This window comes from Tahibacter harae (genome assembly GCF_024437735.1).
In the GTDB taxonomy this organism is placed as follows: domain Bacteria; phylum Pseudomonadota; class Gammaproteobacteria; order Xanthomonadales; family Rhodanobacteraceae; genus Tahibacter; species Tahibacter harae.
Genome location: NZ_JANFQO010000001.1, coordinates 20,318 through 45,915, shown reverse-complemented (window position 1 = coordinate 45,915; position 25,598 = coordinate 20,318). Strand labels below are relative to the sequence as shown.

Genomic DNA, 25,598 nt, shown 5'->3' with positions numbered 1-25,598 from the left:
CCGCCCGGGCCGGATCAGCGATAGCGCCGGCCTTCCTTGGCGCCCCAATGGCGGAAGTGTTCGATGGCCGAGGTCTTCCCCTGCGCAACGGCGGCGGCCACGTCCGGATTCAGCGCGAGATAGCGTTCGCTGTCGAAATCCGTCGGCGGGCGTGGGTTCTTTGCCAGATAGTCCAGGTCGGCCAGCGGCACATCCACATAGATGTTCGGCACAGGCGCGCCGCTGGCAATGTCGATCATCTCGCGCACGAACGGGCGGCCGACGGAATAGTCCGACAGCATGGGCGTGGTATAGCAGCAGTCGGCGAAGAAATAGTGCGTCACCTGCGACCAGCGGCTGCGATAAGGGTCGTTCTGGCGCGCGCCGCCGTGCAGAAGGTTGGCCATCCAGATCAGCGCCTCGCCTTTCTTCGGCAGGAAGTGCTGCGGCTTGAGATTGCTGGTCTCCACCATTGCGCGCCAGTACGGTTCGTACATCGACTGGTCGCGCGTATCCGTGGTGCCGGTGATCCGGGTGCCTATCTGGTCGTTGTAGATGATCGGCCAGCGGTGCGAGCCGGGGTAGTAGACCAGCGGCCCGGCGTCTTCGTGGATGTCCTCCAGCGCCAGCCATACGCCGCACATGAAGCGCTCCGGGATGGACGAGAAGTGGATCGAGTCGGAGTGGTAGTGCTGCTGGGTGCCGACCGGGAAGTTCAGCGTCTGGAACGGGAATGCCTTGCGGCCGTAGAGATCGCCCAGCAGTTTCAGCACCTGTTCGTTGGCGGCGATGGCGCGGATGTCGGCGTTTTCTTTCCAGTAGTCGAAGTAGCGCCGGCCGTGGCCGCGCGGCCATTCCTGCTCGCGCCATGCCGCCGCGTCGAACTGGCGCCCCAGGTATTCCTTGATGCGTTCGGCGCGCTGGTCGAACTCCGCGTCCTGGAAACGGATTACCGCAAAACCGTCGCGGTTGAGGTCCCGGGCGACGCGCTCGGTCTCTGGATCGAGGCCGGCGGTGGGAAGAATGGCATCGAAAAACGGTGATTCGACCAATGGCACGCCCGGCAAGAGCTTGCGCAATTCGTTACCGCTGAATTCCATCGGAAAGTCCCCTGAACTTACCGGCTGTTGAATAACGGCTGACTCTGACAGTGCGCCCTCGAAAAAACAATGTGCTACGCCCCGCCAGGATGGCCGGGGCGGTCGGCATTCCGGGTCTTATTCCGCCGGCTTTTTCTTCCTGGCCGCGGGGCGGGACTTGGCGGCGGTCTTGGCTGTTGCGGGCTTCTTCGCCGGCGCCTTCCGCGCCGCGGTTTTCCTGCCGGCCGGGCCGGCGGCGGATTTCTTCGCCGCCGCGCGCGGCTTGCGCGGTGTGCCGGCCTTTTCGGATTTTGTGGATTTTTTGTTTTTTTCTTGCGTTGCCGGCCCGGCTCCGGCCGGCGCGGCCTCCTCGTCGAAGCGGGCGAACGGATTCATGCCCTTGACCTTGGCCGTGACGCGGCCGACGGTGGACAGGGCTTCCTTGGTCGCAGCCAGCGACCATTCCCAGATGCGGCGTTCGTCCACGCCGGTGAAGGCGCGGAACACGTCGGCCAGGGTGTCGGCCGGCGCGGCGCCCATCTTGGCGAAGGCTTCGGCGCGGCGGCCTATGGCGTAGGTGGTGGCGGCGTTGCCGATGGCGCTGGTCATCACGCCGATGAGGGGAACGACGCGGCCGAACACCGGGCCGCCCAGCTTGCTGCCGAAGCGGCCGAGCAGGGTGCGGCCCAGCGCGTCCACGCCGATGCTGGCACCGGCGCCGAGGCTGCTGATCTGCACGATCAGCGGCTTGCGCAGGGCATCGGGCAGGGGCAGTTCGTACAGGGTCAGGGTGTCTTCGATCAACTGTTCCTGGATCGCCGTCACCGCGGCCACGTCGACCAGCTCGCCCAGGGTGAAGCGCAGCAGCACGCCGGCGCCGGGGATCGCCCCGACCAGGGCCGACAGCGCGCCCACGCCGGCGGCCTTGATGCAGGCGGTGCGCAGCAGGACGTGGAATTGCTCGTCGCGGTCGTCCTGGCGCGAGGCTGCGGCGCGTTTGGCGGGAATCTCCGTGCTAGGCTTTCGCGATGCCATCTTCCACCTCGTCGTTTGCTGCACTCTGGCAGCTCATCCGTCATGCGCGTCCGTACCGCGCCCGTTTCATCGCCGCCGGGCTGTGCTCGGTGGCGAACAAATTGTTCGATGTCGCGCCGGAAATCCTGATCGGCGTGGCCATCGACGTGGTCGTGCGCGGCCAGGACTCCTTCGTCGCTGGTTTTGGTGTCTCCGACCCGATTTCCCAAGTCTACCTGCTGGGCGCGTTGACGTTGGCGATCTGGGTGTTCGAGTCCATCTTTGAATTCGCCTACCTGGTGCTGTGGCGCAATCTGGCCCAGGACCTGCAGCACGAACTGCGCACCTCGGCGTACGCTCACGTACAGAACCTGGACCTGGCCTATTTCGAGGATCGCTCCAGCGGCGGCCTGGTCGCCATCCTCAACGATGACGTCAATCAGCTGGAACGCTTTCTCAACGGCGGTGCCAGCGACCTGATCCAGGTCGTCGTCACGGTGCTGGCCTGCGGCGCGGTGTTCTTCGCCATTTCGCCGCAGATCGCGCTGTTCGCGTTCACGCCGATTCCGGTCATCCTGTGGGGCGCGTTCTATTTCCAGGGCAAGGCCGGGCCGCGCTACGACGTGGTGCGGGAAAAGGTCGCGGCACTGTCGGGCCGGCTGGCCAACAACCTGGCCGGCATCGCCACCATCCGCAGCTTTGCCGCGGAACAGCGCGAGCTGCAGCGCCTGGGCAGCGAGAGCAGCGCCTATGTCGCGGCCAACCGGCGGGCGATCCGGCTCAGCGCGGCCTTCGTGCCGCTGATCCGCATGGCCATCCTGTTCGGTTTCCTGTGCACCTTTGTGCTCGGCGGCAAGCTGGTGCTGGAAGGGCAGTTGCAGGCGGGCTTCTACGCTGTGCTGGTATTCCTGACCCAGCGCCTGCTGTGGCCGCTGACCCGCCTGGCCGAGACCGTGGACCTGTTCGAGCGCGCCATGGCCTCGACCCGGCGCATCCTCGGCCTGCTGGCGACGCCGATCACCATTCGCGACAGCGAGCAGACCATGCCGGATCACCCGGCCCGCGGCGAGATCGTCCTGCGCGACGTGCATTTCGCCTATGCCAACGGCAGCGCAGTGCTGCACGGCGTGGACCTGCACGTGCCGGCCGGCCGTACCCTGGCCCTGGTCGGCGCCACCGGCGGCGGCAAGAGTTCGCTGATCAAGCTGCTGCTGCGCTTCTACGAGCCCACCCGCGGCGAGATCCGCCTGGACGGCCGGCCGCTGACGGCCTATCCGCTGAGCTGGCTGCGCAGCCAGATCGGCTGGGTCGCCCAGGACGTGTTCCTGTTCGAGGGCAGCGTGCGCGAGAACATCCTCTACGGCCGGCCGGATGCGACCGAGGCGGACGTCATCGCCGCCGCCGTCGCGGCCGAGGCACATGAATTCATCCTGCGCCTGCCGCAGGGCTACGACACCGCGGTGGGCGAGCGCGGCGTGAAGCTGTCCGGCGGCCAGCGCCAGCGCCTGTCCATCGCCCGCGCCCTGCTCAAGGATCCGCCGGTGCTGCTGCTGGACGAGGCCACCAGCGCGGTCGACAACGAGACCGAAGCCGCCATCCAGCGTTCCCTCGCGCGCCTGGCGCACCAGCGCACGGTGATCGTGATTGCGCACCGCCTTTCCACCATCGTGCACGCCGACCAGATCGCCGTGATGGAGAACGGCCGCGTCACGGAGCTGGGCACGCATGCGCAGCTGATCGCCCGCGGCGGCAGCTATGCGGCGCTGTGGCGGGTGCAGACCGGCGGCGTGGACGGGAACTGAAACCTGCGCCGCGCCGCGGGGGGCGGGCGGAGCGCCCGGCGTCCCGCCCGGCCGGCGCGAATTGCGCGCGATTTCATCGGGTTGTCCGCCCGCATGCGCTATCCTTGCGCGTTGCCTCAGCCGAGTCCCGCCCATGTCCGACCTGGACCGCCACGACACCATCCGCGCCGTGCACTGGCGCGGCGACCACCTCAGCCTGCTGGACCAGCGCCTGCTGCCGTTCGAGGAAAAATTCGTCGCCTGCCGCAGCGCGGCCGAGGTGGCCCAGGCCATCAAGGACCTGGTCGTGCGCGGCGCGCCGGCCATCGGCATAGCCGCCGCCTGGGGCGTGGTGCTGGCGGCGCAGCAGGATCCGGCCAACCTCGACGCGGCGCTGCGCCTGCTGCGCGCCTCGCGGCCCACGGCGGTGAACCTGATGTGGGCGCTGGACCGCATGCAGGGCCTGGGCACGGACGTGGCCGCGCTGGTGCGCGAGGCCCAGGCCATACAGGATGAAGACCTCGCCGCGAACCGGCGCATGGGTGAACTCGGCGCGGCCCTGCTCAGCGGCGGCGGCGTGATGACCCACTGCAATACCGGCTCGCTGGCGACCGCCGGCTTCGGCACGGCCCTGGGCGTGATCCGCAGCGGCTATGCTGCGGGCAAGATCGCCCAGGTCTATGCCGGTGAGACGCGGCCCTGGCTGCAGGGCGCGCGCCTGACCATGTATGAACTGGTGCGCGACGGCATCCCGGCCCGGCTCATCGCCGATTCGGCGGCCTCGTACCTGATGCGTTCCGGCGCGGTGCAATGGGTCATCGTCGGCGCCGACCGCATCGCCGCCAACGGCGACACGGCCAACAAGATCGGCACCTACCAGCTCGCCATCAGCGCGCGCCACCACGGCGTGAAGTTCATGGTGGTGGCGCCCTCGTCCACGGTCGACATGGCCACGCCGGACGGCGCGGCCATCGAGATCGAGCTGCGCGAGCCGGCCGAACTGCTGGGCGTGGCCGGCAAGCGCACTGTGATCGAGGGCGCGGAGGCGTGGAATCCGGTGTTCGACGTGACTCCGGCCTCGCTGATCGACGCCATCGTCACCGAGCGCGGCGTGATCGAGCATCCGGACCGCCACGCCATGGAAAAGCTGTTCGTGCCCGGCCATGGCTGATACCGCCATCGCCCAGCGGCCGCGGCGCGTGGCCGTGCTGATTCCCTGCTACAACGAAGCCATCGCCATCACCGCGGTGGTGAACGATTTCCGCCGCGCCCTGCCGGATGCGGCCATCCACGTGTTCGACAACAACTCCAGCGACGGCACGGCGGAAGTCGCCGCCCGCGCCGGCGCCGTTGTGCACAGCGTGAAGCTGCAGGGCAAGGGCCATGTGGTGCGGCGCATGTTCGCCGACATCGAGGCCGATGCGTATGTGATGGTCGATGGCGACGATACCTATGACGCGGCCAGCGCGCCGGCGCTGCTGGCGCGCCTGTTCCAGGAGAACCTGGACATGGTCGTCGGCGTGCGCGAGCCCGTCCACGCCGATGTGCACCGGCCCGGCCACGCCTTCGGCAACCGCATGCTGACCGGTTTCCTGAGCCGCCTGTTCGGGCGCAACTGTTCCGACATTCTTTCCGGCTACCGCGTGTTCTCGCGCCGCTTCGCCAAGTCGTTTCCGGTGCTGAGCCAGGGCTTCGAGATCGAGACCGAACTCACCGTGCATGCGCTGGAACTGAAGATGGCCGTGGCCGAAGTCACCACGCCGTTCAAGGAACGGCCCGAGGGCTCGCACAGCAAGCTGTCCACGGTACGCGACGGCATACGCATTGTCGTCACCATGGTGCGCCTGTTCGGTGCGGAACGGCCGCTGGCCTTCTATTCGCTGATTGCCGCGGCACTGGCCCTGCTGTCGGTGCTGCTGGCCGTGCCGCTGTTCGTGACCTATGCGGAAACCGGCCTGGTGCCGCGCTTTCCCACGGCGATCCTGTCCACCGGGCTGATGCTGCTGGCGGCCCTGGCCTTCTTCGCCGGGCTGGTGCTGGACACGGTCACGCGCGGCCGGCGCGAGCTGAAGATGCTGGCCTATCTCGGCCATCCCGCGCCGGAGTGAGGCCATGCCGCAGTTCCTGCTGTTCTGCATAGGCGGCGTGATCGGTTTCGTCGTCGACGCCGGCGTGCTGCGCCTGCTGGTCAGCGGCCTGGGCGCGAACGCCTATGTGGCGCGGCTGTTCTCCTTCCTCTGCGCGGCGACCGCGACCTGGCTGTGGAACCGCAGCCAGACCTTCCGCGGCACGCGCCGCTACGGCCTGTTCGGCGAGTGGCTGCGCTACCTGCTCGCCATGAGCGGCGGTTTTGCCGTCAACTATGCGGCCTATGCGGCGGTCTATACGTTTTTTGCACCGGCGCGCACCTGGCCGGAACTCGCCGTGGCTGCGGGTTCGGTCGCGGGGCTGGCGGTGAACTATGTTTCCTCGCGCTGGTGGATCTATCGCAGCGAGAAGCGGGTGGAGAAGGCAGAGTGAAGCGCCGCGCAGGAACGGGTGGACTGTAGCCGCACCGGTTCCTGCGATCGTGCCTGCCGGGCGGTGCCGAGGCGAACTCGGTCCGGCGCGGTTTCCAGCGTTCTGCCGGTTTTCCTGGCGGCGTTTTCCTGTGCTGTACGGCGGCGCGCCACGGCTTCCCGCTGCGCGCCGCCGTCCTGATGCATGGTCGACAGCCGCGAATATTCATCCATCGCCGCCTGTGATCGTTCCAGTGCGCTGCCCGGCAGCGCACCGCGGCTTCCCGCTGCGCCCCGCGCAGCTCAGTAGCCGGGAATATTCATCCCCAGCCGTATATCCCGCTGCACCCGCCACACACCGGCCGCAGCGCGCTGCGGCCGGGTGATGCCGCTGCCGCCGCGGTTGGCGGCATGCTGCAGTTGGCTGCGGATCGCCGGATCGGCCATGCGCGGGTCGTCCTCGAACACCGCATCGTCGATGTAGTACGTGCGCAGGCCGGGTTCGATCACATGCAGATGGATATGCTGCGGATCCTTGCGTCCCGGATAGCCGCCGGGGCGGATGCTGTCGAAGCCGTAGCGGCCGTCGGCGTCCGTGCGTGCCCAGCTGCGCAGACGGCCGTGGGCTTGCGCGGGCGTGCCGCGGGTCGCGGCCAGCGGTGGGTAATCGCCGGCGGCATCGGTGTGGTAGGCATAGACGATGATGCCTGCGGCGGGCTTGCCTGCCGCATCCAGCACCTGTCCGCGCAATTGCAGCGGCTCGCCCGGTTCGCCGGCCGGGGCGATGCGGGCCAGGCCCGGAATCTGCGCCGGCTGCCCGACGAACACCGCATCGCAGCCTTCGCAGGGCAGGCCGACGATTTTCTCGCGGCCGATTGCTGCGGCCGGCAGGGCCAGCAGCGGCAACAGCAGGAAGGTGCGTCGTTGCATCGCGGCGGCCCTGCGGCGTGTGGGGTTTCCCGCACTCTAGAACGAACTGCGCCGTTGTGCCGCTCCGGCGCAGCCGCTTTGCGGCCGGACGTGCCTCAGATGCGCTGACGTTCGCCGTTGCGCCGCGCCGTGGGCGCGGCCAGGGTCGCGGCCAGGCAGAGCAGCACCAGGGCCGGGAACGGATGCAGATAGCGGAAGGACACGATATGCGAGAACAGCAGCTGTCCCGCGACCAGACCCAGCGCCGTCAGGCACAACAGCAGCGCGGCTTCGCGGCGCTGGTTCCAGTTGCGCAGCAGCGCCATCAGCGCCAGCGGCGCCAGCGAGAACAGGCAGAAGATCAGCCAGTTGCCGCTGGCCTCGAAATAACGGGTCAGCGGATTGCGCCGCTCGTGCACGCGGCTGGCGTCGTAGCGCAACTGTTCGCGCAGGGCGTCCTGCATGGGCGGGGCCAGCGCGCGCGTGCCCAGGTCGTCTTCCATGCGCTGGTAGGTCTGCACCGGGTCGAAATAATCCGCCGTGGTCACCACGGCAAGATGCAGGAAACCCGGAATATCGTCGCGCAGCGCGCGCGAGGCGATCTTGCGCGCATAGCGCTCGGTGGCCAGCATGTCCCCGTTCGACGCCTGGCGCAGCACGGCGATCAGGCCGTCGGGCGCCCACAGCTGCGACTCGCGCGCCCGCGGATCGGCCAGCGGCGGCTTCACCGATTGCAGCAGTTCCGGCGCCAGCCCGGCCTGCTGCAGATGTCCGGGCTTGACCAGCGGCGCGACCAGGCCCAGGCGGAAGGTGCCGCTGGCCTGCAGATACGTTGCCGGGCCCTGGAACAGATGGCCGTACAGCTGCTGATACGCCTTGTGCAGGGCCGCTGTCGCCAGCACGGCAACGACGGCATGCGCGGCGACGCGCAGCCAGGCCGCGCGGCCTTCGCGCAGCGCCAGCGCCGCCAGCGGCGGCAGCAGAGCGAAGCCCAGCACCACCGGCAGCAGGCTCATACGCAGGGCCACGGTCGCCGTGCCCGCCAGCGCCATGCCCAGCAGCCACGGCCACCTGTGCCGGCGCAGATAGGCGAAGCCGCAGGCGAACATGCTCAGCAGGCACAGCGTGCCCAGGCTTTCGGCCATCATCATGCGTTCGTAGAACAACTGCGCCGGTTCCAGTGCCAGCAGCACGGCCAGGGCCGCGGCGATGCGCCGGTCCAGCCCCAGGCCGGCGCTGGCGATGCGTGCGCAGAGCAGGCCGCTGAGCACGCCGCACAGCGACTGCGCGATCAGCAGCGCCGGCAGCCAGCCGCAGATCACGGCGGTGTAGCGGATGAAATAGCCGTAGAGGAAGGAGCGGTCCGGCGGGATCCAGCCGGTCAGCGCCGAATGCAGATAGCTTTCCGAATCGCCGAGGAAAAAGCGCTGGGTGGGATCGAACACGATCAGGCCCAGCTTGAGCGCGCCCAGCGCCAGGGCCAGCAGCAGCCAGTAGCGCGGCGACGGCGTTGTGCGCGGCGTAGTCGGAATCAGCAGCATCAGGGGCCGGGGCGGGCGGTCAGGGCGCCGTCGCAGAAAAGGGTCCGCATGCTAACCCAAGAGCGGGATGAGCGCCGCGATATGGCGCGCGGTTCGCGGAGTGGAATTGGGGATTCGCAAAAAAGCGCGGCGCTGTCGCGGGCAGCAGCTCCCGGTGGAGCTGCAATGCGGCGTGAGATTCGGAAATGGCGATTTCCCTGGCGCAGCCGTGCGCCGTGCTGCGGCTCAATCGCGCGACTGGAGCCCGCAAAATGATGGCGATGCCAGCCCTGAGTCTCCGCAGGTGTGGCCGAATCCGGGATTCGCGGAGCGCCGCTGCCAATCCCGGATCCCGAGTCCGCTTACCGCCCGTAAGTAGCGGTCAACTGCGCCTTGCCCAGCGCATTGGCATTGAGCATGTAGCCGACCATGGCGCCGCTGGCGTTCTCGTCCAGCGGCAGCTTGTCCACTTTCAGCGCCCAGACCACGAAGTGATAGCGGTGCGGCTTGTCGCCTACGGGCGGGCACGCACCGCCGAAACCAGCCTGGCCGAAATCCGTGCGCCCCTGCACGGCGCCCGCCGGCAGCTTGCCGCCGGGATTGCCCGCGCCGCTCGGCAGCGAGGTCGTTGCCGCGGGCAGATTGACCACGGTCCAGTGCCACCAGCCGCTGCCGGTGGGCGCATCCGGGTCGTAGACGCTGATGGCGAAGCTCTTGGTGCCTTCCGGCGCACCGCTCCAGCTCAGTTGCGGCGAGATGTTCTCGCCCTCGCAGCCGAACCCCTTGAACACCTGCTTGTTGGTCAGCGCCTTGCCTTCGGCGATGTCGGTGCTGGTGAGGCGGAATTCGGCGGCCTGGGCGGTGCCGGCGAGGGACAGCAGTGCGGCGAATACGAGCGAGGACTTCATGGGGAGACTCTCCGCTGGGTAAGCCTCAAGTTTAACCGCAGCCGCCGCAATTCAGTGCAGCCGGGCAGGGCGGAGAGCCGCTGCTGGCGCGTGAAGGTGCCGAAGTTGATTTTGCTCGTGTGGAACTCGCTGTCCCGGAGCGGGACTCGGATCACGCCTGGCCGGGCGCCAGCGGATGTCTCTGGTTCGCGAAATAATTTGTTTAATTTTTAAATTATGGAATAAGGTCCGGCCTTGAAGCGTATCGGGCAGTCCCTGGATAGCGTGGTTTTCCGGCTTGCCACTTTTGATCATCGGCTTTCCGGTGCCAACCGCGAAGCGGTCGAGCCGGCAACGCTCGAATGGGTCGACTGGTTCAATCGCACCTGGTTGCCGGGGTCGATCGCTCACATTCCGCCAGCAAACTGAAACAGCCTGCTATCGGCATTCCACGCGTTCGCTTGGCGGCGTGACTGGCACGGACGAGTTTCCGGGATTCCCGGCAGTTCGCTTCCCGAACAAGGAGACGTTCGATGGCTGCCACAGGACGGCCGTTCCTCGACGGTGCAGGTTTCATTGGCAGCGGCCGGTCGCAGGGCTGAGCTGTCTCTCAATCGGCATCTCAATGCCAACGTTGCTGGTTCAATTTCGAGCCGTGCATGCGATCGGAGGCCGCGCGTCGTCAATCATGTCCCGACGAATTCATGACGCCCACGAAGGCTCCAAATTGCAAGGCAACGGCAGCGGAAACCCTGCCCTGTTGCTGCGGTACTTGATGGCGGACGGGATGGCGGACAGCTCCTGGAAGGGGTCCGCAAAGCGCTGAAACCTATTGAAATCTGGCGGAGAGAGTGGGATTCGAACCCACGGTGGGGATGAACCCACGGCAGTTTTCAAGACTGCTGCCTTAAACCGCTCGGCCATCTCTCCGGATTGTCCGCCCCGGGCCGCGTCGGGCGCCGGGTGGTGGCTTTCGCCAGTCCGCGAGCATAGCGAAACTGGCTCGCAAGCTCCATGCCACACATGCGACCATGTCCGGTGTAAATGGAAACATTTCCTAAGGGATTGTTTCCTTTGACTTCGTCACGTAGCGTTTCGGCTGCTGCAATAGGGAGAGGCCGCGATGATTAGCGTCGTTCTGATCGACGATCACGTGTTGGTGCGCAGCGGTTACCGGGCCATGCTGGAGCGGCGCCCGGAGTTTTCGGTGGTTGGCGAGGCCGACGACGGCGAGGCCGGCCTGGCCCTGATTCGCCGGCTGGAGCCGGATCTGGCGGTGCTGGACCTGCATATGCCCAAGCTGACCGGTGTAGAGGTCACCGAGCGGGTGCGCCGCGGCAATCTGCGCACGCGGGTGGTGATCGTCACCATGGCCGGCGAGGCGCCGTTTCCGCGCCGCCTGCTGGAGGCCGGCGCGATGGGTTATCTGACCAAGGCCTGCCCGGCGGAAGAATTCCTGCAGGCGCTGCAACAGGTCGCCGATGGCCGGCGCTACCTGGCGCCGGCGGTGGCGCAGCAACTGGCGATGGAGGCGCTCGACGGCAGCGGTTCGCCGTTCGACCGGCTGACCGCGCGCGAGCTGGAGATCGCGATACGCCTGGCCCAGGGCGACGACGCGCAGAGCTTGTCGCGCTTCCTCAGCATCAGCGACAAGACCATTTCCACGCACAAGTCGAACATCTTCGCCAAGCTGGATATCGACAACGTGGTCGCGTTGGCGCACATGGCCAGCCTGCACGGGGTACTGGATCTGGGCAGTGCGCTGGAGAGCGCAAGCGGCGGAAGGCGGCGCAGGCGCTGAGGGAGGGCTGTCCGCTTGTCCGCTTGACGAGCATTTCATCGGGCTGCCCGCTTCGCGCATGCACTCGCCTTGCGTAAGGCAGGGCGCCTTTGCCGCGATTTGCACAAGGCGAAAATGCAGCGGCCCCGCACGGAAGCCTGTTCCGGCGGGGCCGCAAAGTGCCGGCGCGCGAGGCGCCGGCCGGGTTCAGCTGGCGCTGTCGTCGCGCTTTTCCGTCGTGTCACCTGCCGCCGGCTTGTTGTCCGCGGAGGCCGCCGGCTTGTCGTCGGCGGCTGGCGGCGCCGGGTTGACTGGCGGCGCACGCAGGGCACTGGCGACGGCCTGGCGCACGCTGCCGGCGGGCGGCAGCGGCGCTTCGGCCTGCGGTTCCGGCATGCCCAGCGAAAGCTGGGCGGCCGGTGCGCGGCTGGCGCTTTCCGTGCCGGCCGGACGCGCGCCCGGGATCGGCGCCGAAGCCAGCGGAGCCGGAATCGGCGGCGTGGCCGAAGGCTTGGGCGCTTCGCTGGGCTTGGGCGGCTGCGGTGCCGGCGCGGCTGCAGCGGGCGTCGGCACGGCGGGACGCGGCGGCGTCATCGGGATCGGCGCCGAGGCGACCGGGACCGGCACGCTCGGGTCGATCACCGGCTTGGCCGGTGCGGGCCGCGGCTGCTCGGCGGCCGGTGCGGCCACCGGGGCCGGACGCGGCGCGGGCTCGGCGCGCGGGGCCGGGATCGGGGCGGACGCTACCGGAGCGGGGATGGCCGTTGCCGGCTTGGCTTCGGCCTGCGGCTTGGGCATTGCGGCGGAGGGCGTCGGAGCCGCGGCCGGCGAGGTGTTCGCCGCCGCTGCGCTGTCCGCAGGCATCGCGGACGGGGCCTTCGGCGCCGGAACCGTGCTTGCAGCGGCGGCCGCAGTCGAGGCCGCCGGTGCGGCAGGGCCTGCCGTCGAAGCCGGCGCCGCGGGAGCCGCAACGGCCGGAGACGGAATGCCTGGTGCCGAAGCGGCCGGAGCCGGGTTTGTCGGAGCCAGGACCGCCGGAGTCGTCGATGCCGGCGAGGCGGAAGCTGCAGGAGCCGCCGCAGGAACCGGGTTCACGGGAGCCGAAGCTGGCGCGACCGGCGTCGTCGTCGCCGGACCCGCCGGAGCAGTCTGAGCCGCAGCCGAAGCCGCCGGGGCCGACACAGCCGAGGCCGGAGTGGGAGCCGCCTGGACCGGAGCCTCTTGCGCCGTACTCGCAGGCATCGAGGCCGCCGGAATCGACGCGGCTGCCGTTTCCGGATGCTTCGCGGCTGAAGCCACGGCCGGCGTCGGCGCCACCGGCGCGGCGGCTTCCGGTGCAGTGGCCTGCGCGGTTGCGGCCGGTTGGGCCACGGCGGACGGCGTGGGAGCTACCGGACCGGAGCTGGCCGCGTTTTCGTCAGCGGCGCTTTCCGCCGGCTGGCGGCGCGGCTGGCCATCGCGACCGTCACGGGTCTCGCGCGGCTGGCCATCGCGACTCTCGCGCGGCTGGTTGTCGCGGTTGTCCCGCGGCTGCGCGTCACGCGGACGGCCTTCGCGCTGACCTTCGCGCGGCTTTTCCGCACCGGCAGCGCGGTTTGCCGCATTTTCTGCAGTCGCGACATTGCCGTCTGTGCTGGTGCCGTCCTCGTCCTCGTCGTCGAAATCCGCCTCGTTGGCGGAGTCGGCGGACTCGGTGCCGGCTTCATTGCGACGGCGGCGGCGGCCGCCGCGACGGCCGCGGCGGCGGCGGCCGCCTTCACGGCCGCTGTCGTCGGCGGCGATACCCGGAGCGACTTCGCCCGGCGCCTGGCCGGCGGTATCGCCCGCATCCACGATGACAGTCACCGGCTGCACTTCGGCCGCAGCAGCTGGCGTGGCCGGGCGCGCTTCGGCGCGGTTGTCGGCGGCGGCCGGACGGCCTTCGCCGGCCTTGGCGGCGTCGCGCGGCTCGCCCGACTTGTCGGAGGAAAGCCGCATCGCATCGGCCATGCGCACGACTTCCGGCTGGCGGCCTTCGCCCGGGGCACGGCCTTCGCCCGGCGCACGCGGCGTGCCGGCCGGCTGGGCCTGGCGCTGCTCGCCTTGCGGACGCTGCTCGCCCTGGCGTGCCTCGCCCTGCGGGCGCGGCTCGTTCTGGCGCGCTTCGCCCTGCTGGCGCGGCTCGCCCTGACGCTGTTCGCCGCGCTGCTTGTCCTGCCGCGGTTGCTGGCCCTGCTGCGGGCCGCGCTGCTCCTTGTCCTGGCGCGGCTGCTGGCCGCCCTGCTTGGGCTGCTGGCCCTGGGCGGCCTCGGTGCGTGCAGGCTTGGCGTCGCTGCGCTGTTCGTTGCGGCCGCCGCGCTGGCCGGCCTGTTCATTGCGGTTGCCGCGCTGGTCGCGGCCGCCGCGGCGCTGGTCGCGCTCGCCGCGGCCCGGCTGGGACTGGCCGGAACGGCCGGCCGGCCTTGCTGCCGGAGCCGGTGCTGCGGGCGTGGCCGCCGGCGTGGGTTCGCCGGTGAAGAACTGCTTCACCCGGGCCCAGAAGCCCGCGCTGGCCACGGCCGGGCGTGCCGCCGGGGCCGCCACGGCGACCGGCGCCGGTGCTTCCTCGGTTTCCGGACGCAGCGGCGCCGGGCTGGCCGGCACCACGCGGCTGACCGCGGGCTGTTCCGGCTCGGCGCTGGGCTGGGCCACCTGCGGCGGCGGGGTGACCACGACCGGGGTCAGGCGGTCATAGCTGGGACGCGGGCTGTCGCCGATGTCGGCGCTCTTGATGCGCTGGATTTCCAGATGCGGCGTTTCCAGCTTCTCGTCCGCGACGATGATTACGGCCACGTCGTGGCGCTGCTCGATCTCGCTGACCTGGCGGCGCTTCTCGTTGAGCAGGAAGTTGGCCACGTCCGACGGGGCCTGCACCAGCACCTGGCCGGTGTTGTCCTTCATCGCGTGTTCCTCGACCAGGCGCAGGGCCGACAGCGACAGCGATTCGATGCTGCGGATGCGGCCGTGGCCGCTGCACCGCGGGCATACGATCTGGGTGGATTCGCCCAGGCTGGGACGCAGGCGCTGGCGCGACATTTCCATCAGGCCGAAGCGCGAGATGCGGCCGAGCTGGACGCGGGCGCGGTCCAGTTTCAGCGCTTCCTTCAGCGTTTCCTCGACCTCGCGCTGGTGGCGCGGGCTGTCCATGTCGATGAAGTCGATCACGATGAGGCCGCCGGCGTCGCGGATGCGCAGCTGGCGCGCAATCTCGATCGCGGCTTCGCGATTGGTGTTGAACGCGGTTTCCTCGATGTCGCCGCCCTTGGTCGCCTTGGCCGAGTTGATGTCGATGGCGGTCAGGGCTTCGGTCTGGTCGATGACGATGGAACCGCCGGAGGGCAGGCGCACCGTGCGCTCGAAGGCGTTCTCGATCTGGGTCTCGATCTGGAAGCGCGAGAACAGCGGGGTGGTGTCCTTGTACAGCTTGAGCTTGCGCAGGTTGTTCGGCATCACCTGCTGCACGAAGTCGCGCGCGTCCTGGTACAGGTCCTCGTTGTCGATGAGGATTTCGCCGACGTCATTGCGCAGGTAGTCGCGCAGGGCGCGGATGATGAGCTTGGATTCCTGGTAGATCAGGAACGGGCTGGGGCGCGAGGTGGCGGCCTCGGAGATGGCCTTCCACAGTTGCAGCAGGTAGTCCAGGTCCCATTGCAGCTCTTCCGCGTCGCGGCCCATGCCGGCGGTGCGGATGATCAGGCCCATGTCGTCGGGGCAGTTGAGCTGGTCCATCACCTCTTTGAGGTTGGCCCGGTCCTCGCCCTCGATGCGCCGCGATACGCCGCCGGCGCGCGGGTTATTGGGCATCAGCACCATGTAGCGGCCGGCCAGGGAGATGAACGTGGTCAGGGCGGCGCCCTTGTTGCCGCGCTCCTCTTTCTCGACCTGGACGACGATTTCCTGGCCTTCCTTCAGCAGCTCGCGGATGCCGGCGCGGTTGTGGTCCACGCCCGGAGTGAAGTATTCGCGGGCGATTTCCTTCAGCGGCAGGAAGCCATGGCGTTCGCCGCCGTATTCGACGAAGCAGGCCTCCAGCGAGGGCTCGACCCGGGTGATGCGGCCCTTGTAGATGTTGGCTTTCTTCTGTTCCTTGGAGGGGATCTCGATATCGAGGTCGAACAGGTTCTGGCCGTCCACGATGGCCACACGCAACTCTTCACGCTGAGTCGCGTTGATCAACATGCGTTTCATTGTAGTGATTCCGTAATGCGCTCTACCGCCGGCGGCGCGGAGGCGCATACCTCGCAGGTTTAACCCTGCGCTACGCAGCGGCAGCTGCGTACGGAAAGACCGGCGGAGCCGGTCGGCGGACGACGGTGGCGCAATGCGCCGGTCCGGCGCCGTCCTGGCTGCGCACTCTCACGACGTCGTCGGGAGCGCGGTGTTGTTCTGGTCCGGCGCGACTCGCATCGCACAGGTACGTTAAGTGGTGCCTTGCCCTACCGCAGACCCCCGCGGCGCTTGCCGCGCTACGGGCAATCTCCGACCCGATCCGTTACGATGCGGCCGGTCACCACGGCGGTTCCGGTCAGGAATCCGCAGGGGACGGCAACACAGTCAACGGGTAGGTGCATCGCGAAACGATGGTCGAATACCTCGTTCCTTGACGCGAAGTGCGGCCCAAGTCTACCAGCTGACAGCAGATTTCTTCAATCGTGACGCGAACTTCGGGCAATTCCCCAGACGCCGGGGCAGGCGTGCGACTGGTCCGCGTGGCCGACGACCGCGAAGGCCAGCGCATCGACAATTTCCTCGCCGGCCAGCTCAAGGGCGTGCCCAAGAGCCTGATCTACCGCATCTTGCGCACCGGCCAGGTGCGCGTGAACGGCAAGCGCGCCAAGCCGGATACCCGCCTCGCGGGCGGCGACGAGGTGCGCATTCCGCCGGTGCGCGTGGCAGAAAAAGAGGAGGGCGCAGCGCCCTCGCGCGGCCTGACCGAGCGCATAGGCAATGCCATCATCCATGAGGACAAGGATTTCCTGGTCCTGTCCAAGCCCGCCGGCATCGCCGCCCACGGCGGCTCGGGCGTCAGCCATGGCGCCATCGAACTGCTGAGAGCGCTTCGCCCCGGCGACACGATAGAACTGGTGCACCGCCTGGACCGCGACACCAGCGGCGTACTGGTACTGGCCCGGCGCCGCGCGGCCCTGACCGGGCTGCAGGAGCTGATCCGCGAGAATCGCACCACCAAGCAGTACCTCTGCCTGCTGCAGGGCAAGCTGCCGCGGGCGGCAATCAGCGTGAACCAGCCGCTGCGCAAATCCATACTGCAGGGCGGCGAGCGCATGGTGCGGGTGGACAGCGAAGGCAAACCCTCGCTGACCCATTTCAAGACCATAGAGCTGTACGCCCCGGCCAGCCTGGTCGAGGCCACGCTGGAAACCGGCCGCACCCACCAGATCCGCGTGCACAGCCAGCACCTGGGCCATCCCATCGCCGGCGACGAGAAATACGGCGATGCGGAGTTCAACAAGTCGCTCAAGCCCTACGGCCTGCGCCGCCTGTTCCTGCATGCCAAGCATTTCGGCTTTGAGCTGGGCGGCCGGACCTATGCCTTCTCGGCGCCCCTGGCCGAAGACCTGGCCGCCGTGCTGGACAAGCTGCCGCCGGCCAAACGCTGATCCCGCGCCGGCCGGTCCTCGGCCGCCCCGGCGCCGCGCTCCCCAATTCCGAATCCCCAATCCCGGCATTTGGAAGTAAGCCCCGGTCACTCCCGGCCCGCGCCGGCTTGCCGGTATGATCGGCCGCTTATGCGCCGAATCCACCAGCTCCCCGTCGAACTCGTCAATCAGATCGCCGCCGGCGAAGTCATCGAACGCCCGGCCTCGGTGGTGAAGGAACTGGTCGAGAACAGCCTTGACGCCGGCGCCGGCCGCATCGAGATCGATGTCGAGGAAGGCGGTGCACGCCTGATCCGCGTGCGCGACGACGGCGGCGGCATCGATCCCGACGACCTGCCCCTGGCGATCAGCGCCCATGCCACCAGCAAGATCGCCAGCTTCGACGACCTGGAGCGCGTCGCCACCCTGGGGTTCCGCGGCGAGGCCCTGCCCAGCATTGCCTCCATCTCGCGCTTTGCGCTGACCTCGCGCCCCGCCGCCCAGGCGCATGCGCTGCGGATCGAGGTCGACGGCGGCCGGCCGCAGCCGCCGCGGCCCGCGCAGCATCCGCCAGGCACCACCATCGAAGTGCGCGACCTGTTCTACAACGTGCCGGCGCGGCGCAAGTTCCTGCGTGCCGAACGTACGGAATTCGGCCGTATCGACGAACTGATTGCCTCGCTCGCCCTGGTGCGCAGCGCCGTGGAGTTCCGCCTCAGCCACAACGGCAAGCCGGTGCGCCTGCTGCGCCAGGCCGGCGACGCGGCGACGCTGGCGACCCGCGTCGGCGACCTGCTCGGCGAGGATTTCCTGGCCCAGAGCCTGCGTCTGGACCACGCCGCCGCCGGCCTGCGCCTGAGCGGCTGGGTGGGCCTGCCCACGGCCTCGCGCGCCCAGGCCGACCAGCAGTATTTCTATGTCAACGGCCGCCTGGTGCGCGACAAGGTCGTCGCCCACGCCGTGCGCCAGGCCTATGCCGACGTACTGTTCCACGGCCGCCATCCGGCCTTCGTGCTGTTCCTGGAACTGGATCCGCTGGGCGTGGATGTGAACGTGCATCCGGCCAAGCACGAGGTGCGTTTCCGCGAATCGCGCCTGGTCCACGATTTCCTCTACCGCACCTTGAACGACGCGCTGGCCGAGACCCGCGCCGGCACGGCACCCTCGGTCGCGGCAGCGCCGCTGCCGCAGCCGGCCTTCGGCGGCAACGGCGCAGCCTATGCCACCCCTTGGCGCGGGCAGAATTCGCTGGGCCTGGGCAACGCCGTGCGCGAGCCGCTGGCCGACTATGCCGCCTTGCTCGGCGGCGGCGGCGCTGCTGCCGCACCGGCGCTGCCGCTGGCGCAGGCCGCCGATCCCGCTGCTTTCGCCGCCGCCTGTGCCGCGGCGGAAGAATCCGGCGATGCACCGCCGCTGGGCTATGCGCTGGCCCAGCTGCACGGCATCTACGTGCTGGCGCAGAACGCCCAGGGCCTGGTGCTCGTCGACATGCACGCCGCGCACGAACGCATCACCTACGAACGCCTCAAGACCGCCCATGCGGGGCAGGGCATACGCGCGCAGATGCTGCTGGTGCCGCTGTCGATCTCGCTGAGCGAACGCGAGGCGGCCTGTGTCGAAGACCAGGCCGAACGCTTCGCCGAACTGGGTTTCGAGCTGCAGCGCAGCGGCCCGCAGAGCGTGCTGGTGAAGCGCCTGCCGACCCTGCTCGACGGCGCCGACGCGGCCGGCCTGATCCGCGACGTGATCGGCGACCTGCTCGCCCAGGGCAATTCGCGCCGCATCGAGGAAGCCGGCAACGATGTGCTGGCGACCATGGCCTGCCATGGCTCCGTGCGCGCGAACCGGCGCCTGAGCCTGCCCGAGATGAACGCGCTGCTGCGCGACATGGAAGCGACCGAACGCTCCGGTCAGTGCAACCACGGCCGTCCCACCTGGGTACAACTTTCCATCCCTGAACTGGACCGCCTGTTCCTGCGCGGCCGTTGACGAACCCACCAGAGGAAACAACGATGTCACTGATGTTTTGCGCCGCCATGGCCGGCCTGATGGCCGCGGGAGTGGATCTGAAGTCCATGACCATCGACGACGAGCGCGCGGTGGAAGTGGATAACTGGCGCGCCCAGCGCGTCGCGCGGCTGCAGGAGCCCTACGGCTGGCTCAGCCTGGTCGGCCTGCACTGGCTCAAGGAAGGCGTGAACACTGTCGGCAGCGCCAAGGATAACGACATCGTGCTCGCCGTAGGCCCGGCCAAGCTGGGCAAGGCCACGCTGAGCGGCGGCCAGGTCTCCTTCGCGCTGGAATCCGCTGCGGTGGGCTCCCTCGGCGGCAGCGAAAAGGCTACCTCCGGCGTGCTGCGCGACGATTCCAGTCCGCGCCCGACCATCGTCTCCTTCGGCACCGCCCAGTTCTACGTGATCGACCGCGACGGCAAGAAGGCGCTGCGGGTCAAGGACAGCGCCGCGGCCACGCGCAAGAACTTCCTCGGCATCGACTACTTCCCCACCAATGCGAGCTGGCGCGTCGAGGCCAAGTGGGAGGCGTTCGATCCGCCCAAGGTGCTGGAGGTGCCGAACGTTCTTGGCAATGTGGAGAAGTACAAGGTTCCCGGCAAGGCCGTGTTCAAGCGTGACGGCAAGGAATACGAGGTGCAGCCGGTGCTGGAAACGGCCGACGCCAAGGAACTGTTCCTGATCTTCGCCGACAAGACCAGCGGCAAGGAAACCTACGGCGCCGGCCGTTTCCTCTACGCCGACCTGCCCAAGGACGGCAAGATCGTGCTGGACTTCAACCGTGCCTACAACCCGCCCTGCGCCTTCACGCCGTACGCGACCTGCCCGCTGGCGCCGCCGGAGAACAAGCTGAAGGTGCGCGTGGAAGCCGGCGAGAAGAAATACCGCGGCGCCGCGCACTGACCGCCGCGCCGTGCGCGTGCTGCTGGTCTCCGACACGCACGGCCGCATCGACGCGCGCATAGCCGCGCTGGCGCGCGACTGCGATGCGGTCGCGCATGCCGGCGATGTCGGCGCCGCGGCTGTGCTGGAGGCGCTGGGAGCGCAGGTCGTCGCCGTGCGCGGCAACAACGACGTGACGGCGAAATGGGCGGCCGGCGAGCACGACCGCCTCGCCGCACTGCCGGCCGAAGCAGGCCTGGAGCTGCCGGGCGGCCGTCTTGTCGTCGTCCACGGCGACCGCTGGCCCGCAGCCGGGCGCCATGCCGCGCTGCGGCGTGCATTTCCGGCCGCCCGCGCGGTGGTATATGGGCACAGTCACCAGCTCGCGCTGGATCAGGACGCGCTGCCCTGGATACTCAATCCCGGCGCCGCCGGCCGCGCCCGCACCAACGGCGGTCCCAGCTGCCTGCTGCTGCAGGCCAGTGAGCGCAGCTGGCAGGTGCAGGCAGTGCGTCACAGCGATGGCTTTCAGGCCTGAACAGCGCCAGGCGATTCCTTTGGGGGAATAAAACGTGGAATTCAGCAACAAGGGGCAAAAGCTGTTCCTGATCCTCACCGCCGTGTTCGTGGCCAATGCCATCCTGGCGGAACTCATCGGCGTGAAGATCTTCGCGCTGGAAGACACCCTGGGCGTGGCGCCGTTCAACTGGAACCTGTTCGGCCAGACCGGCTCGCTGAGCTTCACCGCCGGCACCTTGCTCTGGCCCATCGTGTTCGTGATGACCGACGTCATCAACGAATACTTCGGCCGCCGCGGCGTGCGCATGATTTCCTGGCTGGCGGTGTTTCTGATCATCTACGCCTTCGCGTTCGCTTTTGCCGCGATCGCGCTGGCGCCGGCCGGCTGGTGGGTCACGGTGGGCGAGAAGCAGGGCGTGCCAGATATGCAGGCCGCGTTTGCGCAGATATTCGGCCAGGGCCTGTGGACCATTGCCGGCTCGGTGACCGCGTTCCTGATCGGCCAGCTGGTCGACGTCGGCATCTTCCACTGGATACGCAAGCGTACCGGCGGCAAGCATATCTGGCTGCGCGCGACCGGCTCCACCGTCATTTCACAAGCCTTCGACAGCCTGATCGTGCTCTATATCGCCTTCGTCATCGGCCCACAGAAATGGTCGATCAGCCTGTGGCTGGCGGTGGCCTCGGTCAACTACATCTATAAGGTCTGCGCAGCGATCGCGCTGACGCCGCTGATCTATCTGCTGCGGCGCCTGCTCGACAGCTGGCTGGGCAAGCCACTCAGCGACGAGCTCAAATCCAAGGCCGCTGCGGCCTGATTCCCTCAACCCGGCACGGAACCATCCATGCAAGCCAACCCCACGCAGCCCGCCGCGAAAATGCCGCGGCAGATTCCCTACATCATCGGCAACGAAGGCTGCGAGCGCTTCAGCTTCTATGGCATGCGCAACATCCTGGTGCAGTTCCTGATCACCTCGATCCTGCTGCAGCACATCGCCGCCGGGCCGGAGCGCGAACTGGCCGCCAAGGACCTGATGCACACCTTCATGATCGGTGTGTATTTCTTCCCGCTGCTGGGCGGTTATCTCGCCGACCGTTTCTTCGGCAAGTACAACACCATCCTCTGGTTCAGCCTGATCTACTGCGCAGGCCAGTTCAGTCTGGCCGCCTTCGTCGACAACCAGCTCGGCTTCTTCATCGGCCTGGGCCTGATCGCGCTGGGCTCCGGCGGCATCAAGCCGCTGGTGGCTTCTTTCGTCGGCGACCAGTTCACCCAGTCCAATAAGCACCTGGCCAAGATCGTCTTCGATGGCTTCTACTGGATCATCAATTTCGGCTCGCTGTTCGCTTCGCTGCTGATGCCGCTGTTCCTGAAGAACTATGGCCCGCAGGTGGCCTTCGGCATTCCCGGCGTACTGATGCTGATTGCGACCATCGTGCTGTGGCTGGGCCGGCGCCAGTACGTGATGGTGCCGCCGGCCGATACGGCGGATCCGGATTCGTTCTTCCGCGTGGTGCGCACCGCGCTGCTGGCGCAGCGCGCGGGCGAGGGCAGGCCGGGCCTGATCGTGGCCATTGTCGGTGCGCTGGCCGCGCTGGCGGCCATCCTGTATGCCGGCAAGCTCGGCGTGGTCATCGCCATCTGCCTGGCCCTGGTCGCACTGCTGGCCGGCGTCGGCGGCGGCGCCTCGCTGCAGCTGGAACGCGCCCGCGGCCTGCATGCCGATGCCGCCGTGGACGGCGTGCGCAGCGTGCTGCGCATCCTCATCATCTTCGCCCTGGTCACGCCGTTCTTCTCGCTGTTCGACCAGAAGGCTTCCACCTGGGTGATCCAGGGCAATGCCATGACCAAGCCGGAATGGTTCGTGTCCTCGCAGATGCAGGCGCTGAACCCGCTGCTGGTCATGATCCTCATTCCGTTCAACAACCTGGTGCTGTACCCGGCCCTGCGCCGCTACGGCATGGAACCCACCGCGCTGCGCCGCATGACCGCCGGCATCGCCTTCAGCGGCCTGGCGTGGATCGCGATTGGCACCCTGCAGGTCATCATGGACGGCGGCAGCCCCATGTCCATCGTCTGGCAGGTACTGCCGTACGCACTGCTCACCTTCGGCGAAGTGCTGGTCTCGGCCACCGGCCTGGAATTTGCCTACAGCCAGGCCCCCGCCGCGATGAAGGGCGTGGTCATGAGCTTCTGGAACCTCACCACCACCATTGGCAACCTCTGGGTACTGCTGGCCAACTTCGCCGTGCGCAACCAGGCGGTGACCGATTCGATCAGCTCCACCGGCTTCAGCGTTACCGCGTTCCAGATGTTCTTCTTTGCGGCGTTTGCGCTGATTGCGGCGTTGATATTCGGCTTGTATGCGAGGAATTACCGCGAGGTGGATAACTACCGCGCGGCGTGATCGGCGGATGCACGGCGAGCGACACGCTCGCCGTGCATCCTTGTCAGGCCGACTGGCGGATGCCGGAGCGTCGCCCTGACAGCATTCTCGTCACTGCTGCCCGGCTACCAGCCTGGGCAGCCACACTTCATTGGCATCACCGCCGCCCCAGCCGTCCCACGCGGCGACGATGCTGTTGGCGGGATAGGGGCCGTTGCCGAGTACGTTGAGATTGCGGTTGTCATCAAACAGCGGACGCACGGCAAAGCCGTTTTCGTAGTACCGCGTCATATCGACGAGCAGGTCGGTGAATGTCGCCTTGACCCAGTCCCAGATGCCGTGCGAAGGCGGGCTTACGGCGACCATGTTCCACAGCTCGTCCTCGGCATATTCGTCGACATTGGCCGGCCCGCCGGGGCCGAATCGCAGCGACAGCGTTCCGTCCTGCGCGCAGACCAGTTTCGAGCCGGTATCCATATGCCATAGCGCGATCGCATTCTGGCTGCGGACCACCAGCCATTGCTGCCAGGCGTCGGCGGCGTCGAAAGTGTCTATGACCAGGCTGACGTGGTCGACCCGGCTCAGGCCCAGGCATTTCACCTGATTGTCGTCATGGGTGCCCGAAATCAGGTTGATGTAGTCGGAACCAACGTAGGGATAGACGTTGTCGCCCATGGCGGCTTGCCTCGCTGTGCGCAGCAAGCCGCCCCGCGCGGCTTGTCGGCGTGGATTGCCTTGCGCAAAGGGGAGGGTGGACCTGTCATGACATCCGGGCGGATGCGGCGCTATTGTCGAGGTGATGGCGTCTTTGCAAGGCTTGCAATTCGCGTGCGCGTGGGGGCGGCGAGTGAGTGCGCGGCTGAGAGGATCGGCAGCGAAGCGACAGAACGGCTGTGTTCCTGCTTCGTTTCCGCAGCAGCGATCCTGCTGCACGCGTCTGATTGAAACTTGGAATTCAAATCAAGGTACGGGAGGCGCACAATGCACGCCAGGTTGCTGATGGTTTTCGCAGTGACACTTGTTTCTGCTTGTGCAGGCCAGCAGGGCAAGAACGTGTGCCAGGTAGGGGATCGATGTACGGTATCTGGGATTTTGGAAATGGAATCGCTTTGGCAAGCAAGTTTAGCCAGAAAGGGCGGGTGTATTGCGCTCGCTGCCCCTGAAAATTTTTTTCGAGATAAGTCGGATTTCAATCAGAAAAAAGCTCGGATAACGGGGCTGATTTCTACACAACCAAATGACCTTCCCGGAACTTTTTCCTATTCCTACGAAATCGATGGCATGCGCGTGAACATAAATCTCTGCGACCAGGTAATGATTGTTGAGGAAATCATTACGAGTTCCGGCGAGGTGTGGAAAAAGACCGCTAAGCAATGACTGGTTTAGATTGACAGGCTGCCACAACTGAGGATGGCCAAAAGTCCGATTAATTGTTCCGGGATTGGCTGAATATTCAGGCAGGATGGTGATCCATGAAATTTTGCGCGCTTGTACCAATTTTGTTGCTTGCTTTTTCTCCAAGGTTGCCTGCTACCTCTTTTGTCGATCGCGACGTCAAGCTTGTCCTTGAAGAGGCTGCGTCTGTGTTCGAAGGCAGGGTCGTCGGGATTAAGGCCGAATGTGGCAAGGGTGGCTGCTTTTCCGAAGTGACGGTTCATGTAAACAAGATATACAAAGGTCGTATAGAGGGGGAGAGAGCGAGCTTCTGTTCCTCTGCTCCGCTAAGCATTGGATTCAAGTATGTATTCTTTGCCGACGCCGTGGATGCGCAGGCGGAGAAATCACGATGTGACAGGATCGTGGAAAGAGACGCCATTTTCAGCAGGTTCGGCGCCTCTGTTTATCGCTATATGTCACCAGGTTCATTCAACACGACAAAAATAGATGGTGTTGAATATTTAACAGCTTGGGTTCTGGTAAAAGAGTTTGACTCGATTCTTCCGGCGGGAACGTAGGTGCGGACAGGATATGGAGCGAAAGGCTTGGGGGTGTTTTTAGGCGCAGGTCGTTGTTGTTTGAGTAGTCGGTTATCTCGGCGGAAAACCGGCTGCCCTCGTTGCCTCAAAGCGCCTTACCCCCAAACTTCATCCTGTGCTGCAGGTACACCTGCCGTCCGACCGCGTCGAATCAGGAGATGTCGCGGCGCGGATGGCCGGTGGCAGCCGGTCAGACCTTTCGATAGATATAGAGAACGGTTTTTGAGCCAAAGTCCTCCGGCTTGGATGGCTTTTAAAGGCCAGAAAGAGCGCTTCGGTGTCAACTCTTGTACGGGAGAAGCGTCATGCAGTTCAAGGAGGTGCTGGCCAGTCTGGTTCTTGTCTCGTGTTGCTCTTGCTCAACCAACAAAGCGCACGATAGTAACTACATCAAGTGCGAGGGGAAAATTTGCCATGGATCCGGGCGACTGATCGTTGCGATTGGTGGGTATGGTGGAGCGTCGCTTGAGACTCCTGGTGGCTGCTTGGATCTTGCGCTGCCGAATCACATATTCAATGAACGCAAGAAATGGAATGGTAGAAAAATAGGAGTGTCTGGCGAGATTTTTTCGCGTCCGAGCGCGCCGGAGGACGCTTGGTACGACATAAAAGATCGCCGTATAGAATCCGGCGGCTGCGGAAGCAGGACACTCTACGTTGAAGAGATCAATCTTCTATGACCACAGCGCCCCGGGCGCGGCATTCACCTCGTTTCAACAAATAATCCTCGTTTCAGGGTGGCTTCCCGTACCCGTCCTGT

At 66.9% G+C, this 25,598-nt stretch carries 22 protein-coding genes and 1 tRNA gene; 15 read left to right on the top strand and 8 right to left on the bottom strand.

Annotation, left to right across the window (positions count from 1 at the left end; genetic code table 11):
- Positions 1 to 14: 14 nt before the first annotated feature.
- The gene (locus tag NM961_RS00195; protein WP_255910123.1) at positions 15 to 1,079 is read right to left on the bottom strand and encodes a phytanoyl-CoA dioxygenase family protein; all 1,065 of its coding nucleotides are present in this window, start codon (positions 1,077 to 1,079) and stop codon (positions 15 to 17) included.
- Between the two features lie 117 nt (positions 1,080 to 1,196).
- Complete coding sequence (locus tag NM961_RS00190; protein ID WP_255910122.1) at positions 1,197 to 2,093, bottom strand: hypothetical protein; 897 nt, start codon at positions 2,091 to 2,093, stop codon at positions 1,197 to 1,199.
- Between NM961_RS00190 and NM961_RS00185 the strand changes: the two genes are divergently transcribed.
- The 4 genes from NM961_RS00185 (at position 2,087) to NM961_RS00170 (ending at position 6,373) form a co-directional block, all read left to right on the top strand.
- Positions 2,087 to 3,874: an ABC transporter ATP-binding protein gene (locus NM961_RS00185; protein ID WP_255910121.1), complete on the top strand. Its 1,788-nt coding sequence runs from the start codon at positions 2,087 to 2,089 to the stop codon at positions 3,872 to 3,874. The two genes, NM961_RS00190 and NM961_RS00185, sit on opposite strands and share 7 nt — an antisense overlap.
- Positions 3,875 to 4,007: 133 nt before the next feature.
- The gene (mtnA, locus tag NM961_RS00180; RefSeq protein WP_255910120.1) at positions 4,008 to 5,024 is read left to right on the top strand and encodes an S-methyl-5-thioribose-1-phosphate isomerase; all 1,017 of its coding nucleotides are present in this window, start codon (positions 4,008 to 4,010) and stop codon (positions 5,022 to 5,024) included.
- On the top strand, positions 5,017 to 5,961 hold the full coding sequence (locus tag NM961_RS00175; RefSeq protein WP_255910119.1) for a glycosyltransferase family 2 protein: 945 nt from the start codon (positions 5,017 to 5,019) through the stop codon (positions 5,959 to 5,961). Before mtnA ends, NM961_RS00175 begins: the two co-directional genes overlap by 8 nt.
- A gap of 4 nt (positions 5,962 to 5,965) precedes the next feature.
- The gene (locus tag NM961_RS00170; RefSeq protein ID WP_255910117.1) at positions 5,966 to 6,373 is read left to right on the top strand and encodes a GtrA family protein; all 408 of its coding nucleotides are present in this window, start codon (positions 5,966 to 5,968) and stop codon (positions 6,371 to 6,373) included.
- A 281-nt stretch (positions 6,374 to 6,654) separates the two neighbouring features.
- Here the strand turns inward: NM961_RS00170 and NM961_RS00165 are convergent, their stop codons facing one another.
- The 3 genes from NM961_RS00165 to NM961_RS00155 form a co-directional block, all read right to left on the bottom strand.
- A complete protein-coding gene (locus NM961_RS00165; RefSeq protein WP_255910115.1) occupies positions 6,655 to 7,281 on the bottom strand; it encodes a dioxygenase family protein in 627 nt (208 codons plus the stop codon).
- A gap of 95 nt (positions 7,282 to 7,376) precedes the next feature.
- Complete coding sequence (locus NM961_RS00160) at positions 7,377 to 8,801, bottom strand: hypothetical protein (protein ID WP_255910113.1); 1,425 nt, start codon at positions 8,799 to 8,801, stop codon at positions 7,377 to 7,379.
- Positions 8,802 to 9,142: 341 nt separating this feature from the next.
- On the bottom strand, positions 9,143 to 9,688 hold the full coding sequence (locus NM961_RS00155; RefSeq protein ID WP_255910111.1) for a kinase inhibitor: 546 nt from the start codon (positions 9,686 to 9,688) through the stop codon (positions 9,143 to 9,145).
- Between the two features lie 234 nt (positions 9,689 to 9,922).
- Between NM961_RS00155 and NM961_RS00150 the strand changes: the two genes are divergently transcribed.
- Positions 9,923 to 10,096, top strand: a complete 174-nt coding sequence (locus NM961_RS00150) for a hypothetical protein (protein ID WP_255910669.1) — start codon at positions 9,923 to 9,925, stop codon at positions 10,094 to 10,096.
- A gap of 411 nt (positions 10,097 to 10,507) precedes the next feature.
- Here NM961_RS00150 and NM961_RS00145 read toward each other — a convergent pair.
- Positions 10,508 to 10,597, bottom strand: a tRNA-Ser gene (locus tag NM961_RS00145).
- 193 nt (positions 10,598 to 10,790) lie between these two features.
- Here NM961_RS00145 and NM961_RS00140 point away from each other — a divergent pair.
- On the top strand, positions 10,791 to 11,468 hold the full coding sequence (locus NM961_RS00140) for a response regulator (RefSeq protein ID WP_255910109.1): 678 nt from the start codon (positions 10,791 to 10,793) through the stop codon (positions 11,466 to 11,468).
- 186 nt (positions 11,469 to 11,654) lie between these two features.
- Here the strand turns inward: NM961_RS00140 and NM961_RS23900 are convergent, their stop codons facing one another.
- The gene (locus tag NM961_RS23900; protein WP_305118966.1) at positions 11,655 to 15,653 is read right to left on the bottom strand and encodes an Rne/Rng family ribonuclease; all 3,999 of its coding nucleotides are present in this window, start codon (positions 15,651 to 15,653) and stop codon (positions 11,655 to 11,657) included.
- Positions 15,654 to 16,114: 461 nt separating this feature from the next.
- Here NM961_RS23900 and NM961_RS00130 point away from each other — a divergent pair, with 461 nt between their 5' ends.
- The 6 genes from NM961_RS00130 to NM961_RS00105 all read left to right on the top strand — a co-directional run bounded on the left by NM961_RS00130 (position 16,115) and on the right by NM961_RS00105 (position 22,883).
- Positions 16,115 to 17,083: an RluA family pseudouridine synthase gene (locus tag NM961_RS00130; RefSeq protein WP_255910652.1), complete on the top strand. Its 969-nt coding sequence runs from the start codon at positions 16,115 to 16,117 to the stop codon at positions 17,081 to 17,083.
- A gap of 129 nt (positions 17,084 to 17,212) precedes the next feature.
- Positions 17,213 to 19,051, top strand: coding sequence for a DNA mismatch repair endonuclease MutL (gene mutL / locus NM961_RS00125; protein ID WP_255910107.1), 1,839 nt, complete (start codon positions 17,213 to 17,215; stop codon positions 19,049 to 19,051).
- 23 nt (positions 19,052 to 19,074) lie between these two features.
- Positions 19,075 to 19,977, top strand: a complete 903-nt coding sequence (locus NM961_RS00120) for a DUF1684 domain-containing protein (RefSeq protein ID WP_255910105.1) — start codon at positions 19,075 to 19,077, stop codon at positions 19,975 to 19,977.
- Between the two features lie 10 nt (positions 19,978 to 19,987).
- Complete coding sequence (locus NM961_RS00115; RefSeq protein WP_255910103.1) at positions 19,988 to 20,494, top strand: metallophosphoesterase family protein; 507 nt, start codon at positions 19,988 to 19,990, stop codon at positions 20,492 to 20,494.
- 34 nt (positions 20,495 to 20,528) lie between these two features.
- On the top strand, positions 20,529 to 21,293 hold the full coding sequence (locus tag NM961_RS00110) for a queuosine precursor transporter (protein ID WP_255910101.1): 765 nt from the start codon (positions 20,529 to 20,531) through the stop codon (positions 21,291 to 21,293).
- 27 nt (positions 21,294 to 21,320) lie between these two features.
- Positions 21,321 to 22,883, top strand: a complete 1,563-nt coding sequence (locus tag NM961_RS00105) for a POT-type proton-dependent oligopeptide transporter (protein ID WP_255910099.1) — start codon at positions 21,321 to 21,323, stop codon at positions 22,881 to 22,883.
- Between the two features lie 90 nt (positions 22,884 to 22,973).
- Here NM961_RS00105 and NM961_RS00100 read toward each other — a convergent pair whose 3' ends face one another.
- Positions 22,974 to 23,537, bottom strand: coding sequence for a hypothetical protein (locus NM961_RS00100; RefSeq protein WP_255910098.1), 564 nt, complete (start codon positions 23,535 to 23,537; stop codon positions 22,974 to 22,976).
- A 306-nt stretch (positions 23,538 to 23,843) separates the two neighbouring features.
- Between NM961_RS00100 and NM961_RS00095 the strand changes: the two genes are divergently transcribed.
- The 3 genes from NM961_RS00095 (at position 23,844) to NM961_RS00085 (ending at position 25,518) form a co-directional block, all read left to right on the top strand.
- Positions 23,844 to 24,239, top strand: coding sequence for a hypothetical protein (locus NM961_RS00095; RefSeq protein WP_255910097.1), 396 nt, complete (start codon positions 23,844 to 23,846; stop codon positions 24,237 to 24,239).
- Positions 24,240 to 24,334: 95 nt separating this feature from the next.
- The gene (locus NM961_RS00090; RefSeq protein WP_255910096.1) at positions 24,335 to 24,817 is read left to right on the top strand and encodes a hypothetical protein; all 483 of its coding nucleotides are present in this window, start codon (positions 24,335 to 24,337) and stop codon (positions 24,815 to 24,817) included.
- Positions 24,818 to 25,143: 326 nt separating this feature from the next.
- A complete protein-coding gene (locus NM961_RS00085; protein ID WP_255910095.1) occupies positions 25,144 to 25,518 on the top strand; it encodes a hypothetical protein in 375 nt (124 codons plus the stop codon).
- The last annotated feature ends 80 nt before the right edge of the window (positions 25,519 to 25,598 follow it).

Coding starts and splice junctions, on each gene's coding strand:
- NM961_RS00195 (WP_255910123.1), bottom strand. CDS start 1,079: ATGGAATTCAGCGGTAACGAATTGCGCAAGCTCTTGCCGGGCGTGCCA.
- NM961_RS00185 (WP_255910121.1), top strand. CDS start 2,087: ATGCCATCTTCCACCTCGTCGTTTGCTGCACTCTGGCAGCTCATCCGT.
- NM961_RS00190 (WP_255910122.1), bottom strand. CDS start 2,093: ATGGCATCGCGAAAGCCTAGCACGGAGATTCCCGCCAAACGCGCCGCA.
- mtnA (WP_255910120.1), top strand. CDS start 4,008: ATGTCCGACCTGGACCGCCACGACACCATCCGCGCCGTGCACTGGCGC.
- NM961_RS00175 (WP_255910119.1), top strand. CDS start 5,017: ATGGCTGATACCGCCATCGCCCAGCGGCCGCGGCGCGTGGCCGTGCTG.
- NM961_RS00170 (WP_255910117.1), top strand. CDS start 5,966: ATGCCGCAGTTCCTGCTGTTCTGCATAGGCGGCGTGATCGGTTTCGTC.
- NM961_RS00165 (WP_255910115.1), bottom strand. CDS start 7,281: ATGCAACGACGCACCTTCCTGCTGTTGCCGCTGCTGGCCCTGCCGGCC.
- NM961_RS00160 (WP_255910113.1), bottom strand. CDS start 8,801: ATGCTGCTGATTCCGACTACGCCGCGCACAACGCCGTCGCCGCGCTAC.
- NM961_RS00155 (WP_255910111.1), bottom strand. CDS start 9,688: ATGAAGTCCTCGCTCGTATTCGCCGCACTGCTGTCCCTCGCCGGCACC.
- NM961_RS00140 (WP_255910109.1), top strand. CDS start 10,791: ATGATTAGCGTCGTTCTGATCGACGATCACGTGTTGGTGCGCAGCGGT.
- NM961_RS23900 (WP_305118966.1), bottom strand. CDS start 15,653: ATGAAACGCATGTTGATCAACGCGACTCAGCGTGAAGAGTTGCGTGTG.
- mutL (WP_255910107.1), top strand. CDS start 17,213: ATGCGCCGAATCCACCAGCTCCCCGTCGAACTCGTCAATCAGATCGCC.
- NM961_RS00120 (WP_255910105.1), top strand. CDS start 19,075: ATGTCACTGATGTTTTGCGCCGCCATGGCCGGCCTGATGGCCGCGGGA.
- NM961_RS00105 (WP_255910099.1), top strand. CDS start 21,321: ATGCAAGCCAACCCCACGCAGCCCGCCGCGAAAATGCCGCGGCAGATT.
- NM961_RS00100 (WP_255910098.1), bottom strand. CDS start 23,537: ATGGGCGACAACGTCTATCCCTACGTTGGTTCCGACTACATCAACCTG.
- NM961_RS00095 (WP_255910097.1), top strand. CDS start 23,844: ATGCACGCCAGGTTGCTGATGGTTTTCGCAGTGACACTTGTTTCTGCT.
- NM961_RS00090 (WP_255910096.1), top strand. CDS start 24,335: ATGAAATTTTGCGCGCTTGTACCAATTTTGTTGCTTGCTTTTTCTCCA.
- NM961_RS00085 (WP_255910095.1), top strand. CDS start 25,144: ATGCAGTTCAAGGAGGTGCTGGCCAGTCTGGTTCTTGTCTCGTGTTGC.